11 protein-coding genes are annotated in these 12056 nt (G+C 43.4%); 4 read left to right on the top strand and 7 right to left on the bottom strand.

Going from position 1 to position 12056, the window contains the following annotated elements; genetic code table 11:
• Positions 1–109: 109 nt before the first annotated feature.
• From A5870_RS05320 to A5870_RS05305, 4 genes are all read right to left on the bottom strand, one after another.
• Positions 110–721, bottom strand: a complete 612-nt coding sequence (locus tag A5870_RS05320; protein WP_005225537.1) for a hypothetical protein — start codon at positions 719–721, stop codon at positions 110–112.
• 118 nt (positions 722–839) lie between these two features.
• Complete coding sequence (gene rsmA, locus A5870_RS05315; RefSeq protein ID WP_086292045.1) at positions 840–1727, bottom strand: 16S rRNA (adenine(1518)-N(6)/adenine(1519)-N(6))-dimethyltransferase RsmA; 888 nt, start codon at positions 1725–1727, stop codon at positions 840–842.
• Positions 1724–2296 (bottom strand): ribonuclease M5, encoded by a 573-nt coding sequence (rnmV, locus tag A5870_RS05310; protein ID WP_077452733.1) that lies wholly within the window; start codon positions 2294–2296, stop codon positions 1724–1726. Before rnmV ends, rsmA begins: the two co-directional genes overlap by 4 nt.
• Positions 2289–3059, bottom strand: coding sequence for a TatD family hydrolase (locus tag A5870_RS05305; RefSeq protein ID WP_086292044.1), 771 nt, complete (start codon positions 3057–3059; stop codon positions 2289–2291). Before A5870_RS05305 ends, rnmV begins: the two co-directional genes overlap by 8 nt.
• A 185-nt stretch (positions 3060–3244) precedes the next feature.
• Here A5870_RS05305 and A5870_RS05300 point away from each other — a divergent pair, with 185 nt between their 5' ends.
• From A5870_RS05300 to A5870_RS17285, 3 genes are all read left to right on the top strand, one after another.
• Positions 3245–3961, top strand: a complete 717-nt coding sequence (locus A5870_RS05300) for a hypothetical protein (protein ID WP_077452735.1) — start codon at positions 3245–3247, stop codon at positions 3959–3961.
• A 173-nt stretch (positions 3962–4134) separates the two neighbouring features.
• Entirely contained in the window at positions 4135–4995 is an 861-nt protein-coding gene (locus tag A5870_RS05295; protein WP_086292043.1) for a metallophosphoesterase, read from the top strand.
• Positions 4996–5129: 134 nt separating this feature from the next.
• Positions 5130–5303 carry a hypothetical protein gene (locus A5870_RS17285; RefSeq protein WP_170924028.1) on the top strand — a complete coding sequence of 58 codons (174 nt, stop codon included), beginning with the start codon at positions 5130–5132 and terminating at the stop codon, positions 5301–5303.
• A 28-nt stretch (positions 5304–5331) separates the two neighbouring features.
• Here the strand turns inward: A5870_RS17285 and A5870_RS17755 are convergent, their stop codons facing one another.
• Together A5870_RS17755 and A5870_RS05285 are read right to left on the bottom strand one after the other, a co-directional pair.
• A complete protein-coding gene (locus A5870_RS17755) occupies positions 5332–7089 on the bottom strand; it encodes a metal ABC transporter permease subunit (RefSeq protein WP_081118193.1) in 1758 nt (585 codons plus the stop codon).
• Between the two features lies 1 nt (position 7090).
• Positions 7091–7813: a metal ABC transporter ATP-binding protein gene (locus A5870_RS05285; RefSeq protein WP_086292042.1), complete on the bottom strand. Its 723-nt coding sequence runs from the start codon at positions 7811–7813 to the stop codon at positions 7091–7093.
• A gap of 572 nt (positions 7814–8385) precedes the next feature.
• Here A5870_RS05285 and A5870_RS05270 point away from each other — a divergent pair.
• Complete coding sequence (locus tag A5870_RS05270; RefSeq protein WP_061054396.1) at positions 8386–9900, top strand: flavocytochrome c; 1515 nt, start codon at positions 8386–8388, stop codon at positions 9898–9900.
• Between the two features lie 82 nt (positions 9901–9982).
• Here A5870_RS05270 and A5870_RS05265 read toward each other — a convergent pair whose 3' ends face one another.
• On the bottom strand, positions 9983–12049 hold the full coding sequence (locus tag A5870_RS05265) for a beta-galactosidase (RefSeq protein ID WP_086292040.1): 2067 nt from the start codon (positions 12047–12049) through the stop codon (positions 9983–9985).
• Between the last annotated feature and the right edge of the window lie 7 nt (positions 12050–12056).

Raw genomic sequence — 12056 nt, 5'->3', positions numbered from 1 at the left:
ATTTCTGTTTATTATTTCACTATAATAAACTTATTAGGAAGGAGTATTTTCTTAATCTAAACACAAAAAAATAGACCCGTTTAGGCAGCGGGTCTATTCAAACTGGCGCTTATGCCGCTTTCTTCTGTTTCTGAATAAAGCGTCCTTTTGCTTTCGAAAACGAACGAATATCAAATTGTTTGCTTAAGGCACCTGCAACAAAATAAGCCAAATTGAAATCGATCAAGCTATGGATCAAGCCACCGATCCCCATCAAAACGAACAAGAAATAGTAGAAATTGCCATCAAATGCGGTTCCCGGGACATTTCCTGTGAAGTAAAAGGCGGCAACGACTGCCATTTCAACGGCAGAATGAATCAGTCCAATAATCAAGTTAAAGCTCTGAAATTTGATATTCAATAAAGAGGGTTTGCCATTTTTCAGTAAAATATCTGGGTGCTTCTGTAAATAGAAGGCACCGATGACTGCAAAAACAACATGGGACAATGCCCGTAAAGCAATGATTGGTGGCAGTGTTAAGAAAAAGCCAAAGGTTGTTCCTAAAGCTACCGCGATCGCCATCGCTGGTGAAAAGAACATCGCCACAAATACGGGAACGTGGCTAGCTAAAGTAAAAGATGCTGGTCCAATGACGATTTTGGGCATTACCATGGGAATGACGATCCCCATGCCGATCAACAATGCAGCGATCGTTAAATGGCGGATGGAATGATTTTTCATTTATACTCTCTCCTTCAATGTGTCATGACAGTTCTGTCTTGCTTATTCTACTGGTATTTCCACGAGGTGTCAAGACACAAAAAAACGAATGTTTATTCAACATCCGTTTTTATTGAAGTTATCCTTTACGCGCTTGCATTTCATTGCTTAATTTGGCAAATTCCGCTAACGACAGCGTTTCTCCACGTCGTTTCGGATCGATCCCACTTGCTTCTAAGCTGTCTGCCAACCACTGTTTGGTTGTGTCATCTTTTCCATAGCTATTTTGCAAATTGTTCCAAAGGGTTTTACGACGCAGCTGAAAGGCTGCTTTCGTTAATTTGAAAAACTCTTTTTCATCGGTGACTGCGACTGCTGGTTGTGAACGACGCGTCAATTTCAAAATAGCCGAATCAACATTCGGTTGGGGCACAAAAACGGTTTTCGGGACGATGAATGCCAGTTTTGCTTCCATGTAGTATTGCACAGCGATCGACAACGAGCCATAGGCTTTAGTCCCAGGAACTGCTGAGATTCGATCAGCCACTTCTTTTTGCATCATCACGACCATTTCATCTACTGGTACCTGAGACTCTAAAAAGTGCATCATAATTGGCGTAGTGATGTAGTAGGGCAAGTTTGCGACAACTTTTAATGAAGCAGCCGTATCGCTGAATGCTGACTGAATGGTCGTTGCCAGATCTGCTTGCAAGACATCTTGATGAATGATTTGCACATTTTGATATGGCTGCATTGTGTCGGCTAACACTGGAATCAACCGATCATCAATTTCAAACGCCAACACTTGCTTGGCATGTTTTGCCAACTGTTCGGTCAACGCACCGATCCCGGGACCAACTTCGATGACGTTTGTCGTCTCGTTGATGCCTGCTGTTTCTACGATTTTCCGTAAAATATTCGGTTCTGTTAAGAAGTTTTGACCTAAACTTTTTTTAAAGGTAAAGCCATGTTTCGCTAAAATCTCTTTGGTTCTTGAGGGGGTTGCTATATCCCGTTCTTCTTTCACAATTCTTCCTCCACTGTTTTCATTGCTTCTGCCAGCTCTGCATCAGTGATACGAAACATTGCCAGCCGCTTCTCTAATTGTTTGCCGTTCGTATAGCCGATGCGTAAAAGATCCCCCAACCGCTCTCGTTTCTCTTTCGCTCCAGCCCCTGCGATCAAGCCATACGCTAACAACTGTTGCCGATCAATGGTCCCTTCGCTAGCTTCATTTGAAGCAATCGGGGTTACGACTTTCCGCAAGGCTTCTTTCAACGCTTCATGGCTGGCGTGTTCCACGCCTAAACTGCCTTTGTTTTTCGGTGCTGCCTGACTGCGTGGTAAAAAGGCATGCTTGGCATCCGGAACGACTTCCATAATGATCTTGCGGATCTTTTCTCCTGAAAAATCGGGATCGGTAAACACGATGACCCCTCGTGTCTCTTGGGCGTGCTCGATTTGATCAAGGATCGTATCATCGATTGCCGAACCGATCGTTTCGATGGTATCTACTTCGAACACTTCTTGCAATCGGCGGGTGTCGTCTTTGCCTTCGACGACAATGATTTCTTCGATTTTCGGTTTATCAGTCATTGATCCTAAACAAGCGGTGGGCATTTTTTGTCGTGTAGGTCGCAACATCAGCGACCGCTTCTTGCCGCAGCTCCGCGATTTTATCCACTACATAATGGGTATAGCCGGGTTCATTGCGCTTGCCACGATAAGGAACAGGGGCTAAATACGGCGCATCAGTCTCAACGAGTAGCCGATCTTGTGGCACAACTTGCGCAGCTTCTTGTACCTCCGTAGCCTTTTTGAAGGTCACGACACCACTAAAGGAAATGTACATTCCTAGATCCAAGAACTTTTTCGCCCATTCGCCATCCCCGCTAAAGCTGTGCATGATGCCGCCGATCGTTTGGACTTTTTCATCCTCTAAGATCGCATAGGTATCTTCTAAGGCTTCACGGGTATGAATACTGATGGGCAGCTGATGTTCACGAGCAATCGCCATTTGCCGACGAAAGACCTTTTCTTGAACTTCCTTCGGATCTTCCATCCAGTGGTAGTCTAAACCGATTTCACCTAGGGCAACGACTTTTGGTCGTTCCAAGCGCTCTTGCAAATAGGTTTCTACATTTGGGGTATAAGAACCAGCTTCGGTGGGATGCCAACCGATAATGCTGTAAATGCCAGGATATTCTTTACTTAATGCTAACGATTTTTCAATCGTTGGCTGATCGAAACCGACGACCGCCATCTCCGTTACTCCTAGTTCTTGCGCACGGGCGACCGTTTCGGGAATGTCTTCGTTAAACTGTTCGGCATTCAAATGTGTATGAGAATCAAAAATCATGAAATCTCCTCCTTAGTCCTTCTATACTCTAGCATATTTTGACGGTTTAAGAAACGAATCCTCTCCGCTTTTTTCAGCAGTTTAAGAAAACTTTCAGCAAGCAAAAAAAATCCGCCCAAAGTTGGAGGACGCCGAAGCTGATTTTCTCTATACTGAGGGTAACGAAATCGTATGGAGGTGGAAATATGGAACGATCAAAAATTGATCCCGGCCGCTTTTTTTCTGGCCAAAAAGCAGCAGCTAAAGGCACGTTAAAACATCAATATCATTACTATCGGCAGCAAAATGCCCATCAAGCATTCAACAGCGACTTTCAGCGAAATTTCCAGCAAGATTTCCCGAATTTTGCTACATGGCTAAAATTGCAGCAGCAGACACCACAAAAGAATCAAACAGCGACTTTTTCTCACTGGTTATTGGTTGGTTTCTTCGGACTTTTGACAGCAGCAAGTTTTTCGCAACAGCTCTTATTCCTACTTTTTGTCTTTGTCTTAGCCGCTCTCGTCAAAGGACCTGGCATGATCATATGGGGCATCGTTTATTCCTTCTTAGTTAGTTTGTTCCCGCCGTTGGGTATCGTTCTTTCTGGCTTATTTTTCTTACTGACCCTGCGTCAATTAACCAAAAACGTCACTTTCGTTTTGACTGCATTGTACTTTTACGGCTATCCCTTTGTGATCACAGCCCTCCAGCACTTTACGAATTGGGACCCGCAATGGCTGTGGGTCGGTAGTATCGGTTTTGCCTTGATCAGTGGCCATTTTGTCTTAAAGCAAAACTATCCCTTTGCTTCAAGTAAAAGTCTCGCATGGGCGATCATCTCCGTCCCTTATGATTGTGTCATGGCTTTGATCCCCGTCAAACACAAGGCACGCTTCAAACGATTGGTGAAAATCAAATAATTGCGATCTAGGATACAAAAGATAGGCTATTGTAGCTTCTTTTGTATCTTTTTTAATGGAAAAATCAAGCGAAATACGATGGATATTTTTTGTTATTTTTGCTTTCGTATGATTGCTTTTTTTGTAAGAATCTACTATGCTAGAAACTAGCAAATCAAAAAAGGAGCCACGCCATGTACACCCTCATTCTTATTGCATTCCTCCTTACGGGCTTGCTAGTTTACTCCTTTATTATTGAACCGCATCTTCTCAAACAACGGCATTATCTCATAAAAAAAGACAAGCGCACCGTCTTAGATATTTCAAAAGCTTATGACCTTTACCAAGCAGAGAGCAATATCGTGATCGCCCATATCAGCGACCTTCATTTTTCTCGTTGGTTTAAACCAAGACGAATGAATCGCATCATTCGATCAACGATCCAAAACAAACCGGATCTGATCATCATCACGGGGGATCTGATCGATAATTATAAAAAATGGCCGCATCGTTCAACCAAGCGACTGATCGAAAAGCTGAAAAAATTGCAAGCGCCTCTGGGTAAGATCGCAGTTATGGGGAACCATGACCATTTGAATGACGGACATTACTTTGTTAAGGAAATATACCAGCATGCAGGGTTTACTTTACTTGATAATGAGTCGGTTTTTGGTTCTGATGACAAGACGTCGATGAATATTGTCGGTATCGATATAGAAAGTCCGAAAGTCAGTTTTACCTATGAAGCAACATTAGCAGAATGGCAGCTGCTTTTGCTCCATGAACCCGATTATGTTTCTCGGATCACCAATCTGCCAAGCTACGACTTGATTCTGTCTGGCCATAGCCATGGCGGGCAGATTCGCTTGCCTTTTTATTATGCGAAAACGAAGGGTGCGTTGAAATATACCGATGGGCTCTACCTTTTAGGCAAGGAGACCTTATTGAGTGTTTCCAGTGGGGTCGGTATGACCAAGATTCCCGCCCGACTCGGCGTCCCGCCAGAGATCCTTTATTACCATCTAGAACCGCAACAGCAATCGAACGTTTCTTAACTGTTCAATGGTGTGATTGGGAAAAAATCAGCGAATCGTTTCCGCAAACGTTCGATTCACTGATTTTCTTTTTGTTTCCACCATGTTAAAATATACCAAATAAATACTTTTAAACAATTAGGAGGAACCAAAAAATGCTCATCTCAGGAACGCTCTGGTTTTTGATCGCCTTCTTCGCTTATACAGCCTATGTATACCTTCAGGGGTTGTACTTTCCTGTCATCGCATTTCTTGCTGCCTTGATGGGCTGCGGATTTTATCTCTTTGCTTTTCTCCAGCACAAAAATACGACGAAAAAACATCCTTAGCCAGAACGAGCTAAGGATGTTTTTTGCATTATTGATTCAAGCCTTGATAAATCGTATCGAGATTCCACTTCATCATGTTATAGTAACTGTCGCCTTCTTCTCCCGGCTCTGCAATCGAATCGGTAAAGACGGTTCCGAAAATCGGGATGCCTGCATCACGAGAAACACTTTGCATTGGACGAGTATTGACGCTGCTTTCGACAAACAAGGAAGCGACGGCTGAGTTTTGCAGCTGATCCACTAAGTTTTTGATTTGCGCAGGGGTACCTTCTTCTTCGGTATTGATTTCCCAAATATAGGCAGACGGTACACCGTAGGCTTTGGAGAAGTATTTGAAGGCTCCCTCACTGGTGACGATCAATTTCTTCTCTTCGGGAATCGATTGGAAGTTTTCCTTCGCTTGCTGATCCAGTTCTTCTAATGAAGCCAAGTAGCGTTCAAGGTTTTCTTCATAGAAAGAGCGATTGTCAGGGTCCTTTTCGCTCAGGCGTTGAGCGATGTTGCGGGCATAGATCATGCCGTTTTCTAGATTCAACCAGGCATGAGGATCGGCTTTGCTGTGGTCTTCATCATCAGAAAGATAAAGCACATCCACGCCATCACTGACGGCAAAGTAATCTTCATTTTCTACCTTATTGGCATTGTTCATCAATTTGGTAAACCAGCCATTGCCACCGGTTTCTAGATTCAAGCCGTTGTAAAGGATAAGATCAGCATCGGTCGCTTTTCGAACATCTTCCACTAAAGGTTCATACTCATGAGGATCACGCCCCACCGGTACGATACTGTGAAGATCGATTCGATCACCGGCAATGTTTTCCGTAATATCAGCAATGATCGAATTGGTCGCTACTACTGAAAGCTTCCCTTCTGTTTGGGCCATCTGTCCGTTTTGCTGTGCCAAAAAGAAGCCGCCGGCTACCGCTGCTGTTGCTAAAACCGCTGTCGCTGACCAGCGCTTGACTGGACTGGTCTTTTGTTTTGGTGAGAACAAGAAACCGATCACGAAAAAGGCTCCTGCGGTCAAAACGATACTTGACCCTGCGGCAATATTAAAGCTGTAACCGATAAACAAGCCGATAAATGAGGCGAAACCACCTAAAATCCCTGCGATGACCATCATATGCTTCAATTGTTTTGTATATAAATAAGCCGTTGCTGCTGGAGTGACTAATAAAGCCACGATCAAGATCGTTCCGACGCTTTGCATCGCTGTCACTGAAACCAAAGTTAACAAGAACATCAATAAGTAGTGATAGGCTTGCACTTTCATCCCAAAAGCCTTTGCCATCATCGGATCAAAAGACGTGATCAACAGTGGACGGAAGAAAAGGATGATCACTGCCAGCACAAGGATAGCGATAGCGATCGTCAGCCATTTGTCGCTATCTTGTACCGCTAGCACATTCCCAAACAAAATGTGAAACAAATCAGTCGAACTGTTTGCTACCCCAATCAAGATAACCCCTAAAGCTAGAAACGAACTAAAGGTGATACCGATCGCCGTATCACTTTTGATCAGGCTGTTATTGGCGATATAGGTAATAATCATGGAAGCCAAGATCCCAAAGAAGATCGCCCCGACAAAAAAATGAACGCCGAAGATATAAGACAAGGCTACCCCTGGTAAGACCGCATGAGAGATTGCATCCCCCATCAAGGACATCCCTCGTAAGATAATAAAACAACCGATCACCCCTGCGACGATTCCGATCGCGACTGCCGTGATCAAGGCATTTTGCAAGAAATGATAGTTACTTAAACTGGTAAAAAAGCTTGTCAACATGTTAAACGCCTCCTTTCACGATGATCGCATCGCCAAATGTTTGCTTCAAATTGCTTTCGGTAAAGACTTCACTGACTGGGCCCGCAGCGATCAGGGTTTGATTGAGCAGAACCAAGTAATCAAAGTATTCGGTGATTTTCCCCAGATCATGGTGAACGATAAAAATCGTCTTGCCAGCATCTCGCAAGTTACGTAACAGCCCGACGATGATCGCTTCACTGGTGGCATCGATCCCTACAAAGGGCTCATCGAGGAAAATATAGTTGGCATCTTGCACCAACGTTCGAGCAATCAGGACCCGCTGAAACTGCCCACCGGACAATTCCCCAATCTGACGTTCCGCAAAGGATTCCATTTCTACCGCTGCCAGAGCGGCTGTCACTTTCTGCCAATCGTTGGCCGACATCCTTTGGAACATGCGCATTTTAGGATACAAGCCTAAAGATACGACTTCTTTGACTGTGATCGGAAACGTGTAATCAACCGCAGTCTTTTGTTCGACATAGGCAATTTCCTTTTGGAAGTCTTTTAACGCTTTTTTGTCGACACTCATGTCCCCGCTGGAAGGGATCAACTTCAACGCCGCTTTGATCAGCGTCGACTTCCCTGCCCCATTTGGACCGATGATCCCTACGATCGCCGGTTTTTCTACTTGAAACGACAAATCCGAGATTACTTGATGATCGCCATCATAAGCTGCGGATATCTTTGAAAAAGTAATCATTATTTTCACTCCATTTCCATAGTTAAGGATAGTTTATTTATTTTTTAGGTAGACCTAACTTATTTTTATTATACAAGAAAGGATTGGTTTTGCAAGACAGTTCTCTTGATTTTTTTAAGAAACACCGCAATTTCTTGGCAATGGTTCTTGAAAACCAGGATTCTATCTCTATTTATTGAATAAAAATTGGTGCCCACAAATACTGATTCCACTAATTTTTTTCTATCTTTTGATCGCAAAGCGTTTGATTTATTTTCAATAAAAGAGATCGTTCCTCAGCACCTCAGTGACGTACTTTTTTCAATAACAGAAGAGAGGCAAATCGAATCCTCTTCGTTTTCTCCCTTCATGATTAAAATCAAACAAATCAAAGAATCAATAATTGTTCTTTTTCTAGAAATTCACGAATTCACTCTTTTTTATGATGACCAAGAAACCCTTTCATCACGACTAAAACGCTTTATAAATTAAACTTTTCTAATTATTATGTGATTTTTCGAACAAAACCTAAAAATAACATGATAACTATGTTAGTCTTTGATTTGGAAAAAGTTTTAGGAGGAATAAAAACAATGAAGAAAATTTTCCAAACACTATTAGTCCTAACCTCGTTAGCAACTTTGAGTGCTTGTGGCGCTGATTCACAAACAAGCAGTAGCACAAGTACTGGTTCATCTGCTAATGAAGAAACAGATGCAACTTCCGCTGCATCTGGTCAAGAATACACAGACCCTAGCGAACTTGCAGACAGCTACGATGTCGTGATCGTCGGTGCGGGTGGCGCTGGAATGGCCGCTGCGATCCAAGCAAAGGAAGCTGGCGCAAACCCAGTTATTTTAGAAAAAATGCCAATTTCTGGTGGGAATACATTGAAATCTTCTGCAGGAATGAACGCTTCAGAAACCAAATTCCAAGAAGCAGAAGGCATCGAAGATTCAAACGATCTATTCTATGAAGAAACATTAGCTGGCGGTCACAACACCAATGATGAAGAATTGTTGCGTTACTTTGTGGATCATTCAGCAGAAGCAATCGATTGGTTAGATTCCATGGGTATCACTTTAGACAACTTAACTACGACTGGCGGGATGAGTGAAAAAAGAACGCACCGTCCATCGGATGGTTCCGCTGTTGGGGAATACTTAGTTGATGGCTTGATGCGCAACATCCATGAATTGGAAATCCCAATTTTTGTAAATGCCGATGTCAAAGAAATCAATGAAGAAGATGGTCAAGTCAACGGGGTGACCGTTGAAGTGGAAGGAACCGAACAAACCATTGATGCCAAAGCAGTTGTCGTTACAACAGGCGGTTTCGGTGCCAATTTCGACATGATCACCGAATACAAACCAGAATTGGCAGACTACGTGACAACGAACCAAGAGGGTTCGACTGGTGATGGAATCAAAATGATCGAAGCATTAGGCGGACAAACGGTTGATTTAGAACAAATTCAAATTCACCCAACAGTGGATCAGTCGAAATCACTGTTGATCACTGAAGCTGTCCGTGGAGAAGGCGCGATCTTGGTCAATCAAGAAGGCGAACGGTTCTTCAATGAAATGGAAACACGAGACAAAGTCTCTGAAGCGATCATTGCCCTGCCTGAAAAATCAGCAACGTTAGTTTTTGATGCAGGTGTCAAAGAACGCGTAACAGCCATTGATTTTTACGAGCAACAAGGATTAGTCAAATCCGCTGACACGATCGAAGAATTGGCAAAAGAATTGGACATGCCAGAAGCAGCGCTTGCTGAAACGATCGCTACCTGGAACAGCAGTGTGGCTGCTGGTGAAGACGAAGCCTTTGGACGCAGCACCGCAATGGACAACGATTTGTCAACAGGACCTTACTATGCCATCGCCATCGCTCCTGGTATCCACCACACGATGGGCGGCGTGAAGATCAACACGAACACAGAAGTGATCGCTACGGATAACGAGATCATTCCAGGTCTCTTTGCAGCCGGTGAAGTAACTGGTGGGTTGCATGGTGAAAACCGAATTGGCGGAAATGCAGTTGCCGATATCATCATCTTCGGACGCCAAGCAGGAACAAAAGCTGCCGAATTTGCGCAAGAAAATTAAAACACTCTCTATAAAAAAGAAGTACTCACGTTTTTCATCAACGTAAGTACTTCTTTTTCTTATCTAATTGACACAATAGTCTTTATTGAACTGGTGCTGTCACTTTGATGATCTGCACCCCATAAGGCGCCAACTGAAGCTTTTGGTTTGTCGTTTTTCCAGTAAGCAAATCGATTCCTGAAGTTGCTACCTCTACTTCTTGATTTTCTTCGGAAAAATTCATCACAAAATAATAGGTGGTCGGAGCGAGCTGCTCTTGCTGACTTTCTCTACTTTGGATCGACACGTTCGTTGAACCTTGACGGACCCACTCATTTTGTAAGCGAAGCTGTTGTGTTACTTCTTGATAGAAGTCTTCCAAAAAGGCTTGATCCGTCCGTCCCCCAAGATAGTAGGCACTCCCTTCACCATAATCATTTACGGTCACTGCAGCTTGACCTTGATAAAAATCAGCACCGTAGACCCCTAACGTTTGGGCAGTGTTTGTTTGGACAACACTACAATAATCATGAATTTGGTACTGCTGCTCCTTCATTAAAAGCAGATTTTTTTGTTTCGGATATAACGTATCGATTTCTTTCACAGATACTCCAAACAGTTCTTGTAACTCTTGGGGCCAGCCCCCTAAATAGGTCAAGTCCGTTTCATTCACGATCCCTGTCAAATAAGTGGAAACCAGTGTCCCGCCATTTTTCGTATACTGTTGAAATTTTTTCATAGTTTCTTTTGGTAAGAGGTAAAGCATCGGAGCGATGATCAATTGGTAAGCATCAAAGTCATGGTCTTTCGTGATGACATCAACCGCGATGTCATGATCCCAAAAATAGCGGTAATGTTCTTGCAACGTTTGTGGGTAGCGTTTGCTCTCTAAACCAAAACCTTGCGCATCATTGAGCGCCCAATTGTTATCCCAATCATAGATGATCGCCACTTTGGCTTTTTTGTGCAATCCCTTGATTTCTTTGATTTCTTCTAAGGCTTTCCCCACTTCTGCTACATCTTGAAAAACACGATTTTGTTCGTCGTTGTCATGGTCCACGACGGCCCCATGGAACTTCTCAGAGGAGCCTCGAGATTTTCGCCATTGGAAATAAAGATTACTGTCTGAACCGTGAGCAATAAATTGCATAGAAGACAGCAGATGCATCCCGGGGCGTTTCGTGCGATTGACTGGATGCCAATTCACACCACTAGGGGTTGATTCCATGATCAAAAAGGGTTGCTTTTTCAAGCTACGGTACTGATCATTGATAAACCCAACCTTACTTGCCAAATCAGCGGTTGTTCCCCAATCATTGTGCCAAGCAGGATAACAATCCCAACTAATGACATCCACATGTTGGGCAAATTTTCCATAGTCAAGGCTATAAAAGGGAATCAAATCTCGGGTATCTGCCATGAAATTCGTTGTGATTGGCACATCTGGAGACAAACGGCGAATGTCTTTGATCTCATGTTCGTAGAAATCAATGGTCTGATCGGTGACAAAACGATACCAGTCTAGATTTAGTCCATGAACTTGCATTTCGCCGATCGGCGAAGGAGATTCGATTTGCGACCAATCGGTGATGGTATGGCTCCAAAAAGGTCCCCACCAGGCCTCATTCAAGGCTGCTAATGTTTGGTACTTCTGCTTGACCCATTGACGAAAGTTTTCTTGGCAAATGGGACAATGACAATCTCCAGAATACTCATTGGATATATGCCACATCAATAGTGCTGGGTGGTCGTGGTAGCGTTCAGCTAATTTCCGATTGATGATCGCCACTTTCTCACGATAGATCGGTGAAGAAAAGCAATGATTGTGTCGCCCGCCGTGTAACATTTTTTCCCGTTTTTCATTGGTTCGTAAAACTTCAGGGTATGTTTTAGACAACCAGGCAGGACGCGCGCCGCTTGGCGTCGCTAAAATGACGTTACTGTTTCGTTCGGCAAGCTCATCCATGATTTTGTCTAACCATTCAAATTGAAACTCCCCTTCTGCTGGCTCTAAGGCACTCCAAGCAAAAATACCAAGGGAAAATGTATTAGCATGAGCTTTTTCCATTAGTTCTAAATCTTTGGCTAAGATCTCGGGATAATTTAGCCACTGGTCAGGATTATAATCCCCACCATGTAAAAAGCGTTCTTCTAAGTTATATCTTGTCATCTTCTCT

Source organism: Enterococcus sp. 2G9_DIV0600 (assembly GCF_002140615.1).
Taxonomy (GTDB): domain Bacteria; phylum Bacillota; class Bacilli; order Lactobacillales; family Enterococcaceae; genus Enterococcus_D; species Enterococcus_D innesii.
Note: the sequence above shows the minus strand (reverse complement) of the source record. Positions and strands in the feature narration are given on the sequence as shown.

Coding starts and splice junctions, on each gene's coding strand:
- A5870_RS05320 (WP_005225537.1), bottom strand. CDS start 721: ATGAAAAATCATTCCATCCGCCATTTAACGATCGCTGCATTGTTGATC.
- rnmV (WP_077452733.1), bottom strand. CDS start 2,296: ATGACTGATAAACCGAAAATCGAAGAAATCATTGTCGTCGAAGGCAAA.
- A5870_RS05305 (WP_086292044.1), bottom strand. CDS start 3,059: ATGATTTTTGATTCTCATACACATTTGAATGCCGAACAGTTTAACGAA.
- A5870_RS05300 (WP_077452735.1), top strand. CDS start 3,245: ATGGAACGATCAAAAATTGATCCCGGCCGCTTTTTTTCTGGCCAAAAA.
- A5870_RS05295 (WP_086292043.1), top strand. CDS start 4,135: ATGTACACCCTCATTCTTATTGCATTCCTCCTTACGGGCTTGCTAGTT.
- A5870_RS17285 (WP_170924028.1), top strand. CDS start 5,130: ATGCTCATCTCAGGAACGCTCTGGTTTTTGATCGCCTTCTTCGCTTAT.
- A5870_RS17755 (WP_081118193.1), bottom strand. CDS start 7,089: ATGTTGACAAGCTTTTTTACCAGTTTAAGTAACTATCATTTCTTGCAA.
- A5870_RS05285 (WP_086292042.1), bottom strand. CDS start 7,813: ATGATTACTTTTTCAAAGATATCCGCAGCTTATGATGGCGATCATCAA.
- A5870_RS05270 (WP_061054396.1), top strand. CDS start 8,386: ATGAAGAAAATTTTCCAAACACTATTAGTCCTAACCTCGTTAGCAACT.
- A5870_RS05265 (WP_086292040.1), bottom strand. CDS start 12,049: ATGACAAGATATAACTTAGAAGAACGCTTTTTACATGGTGGGGATTAT.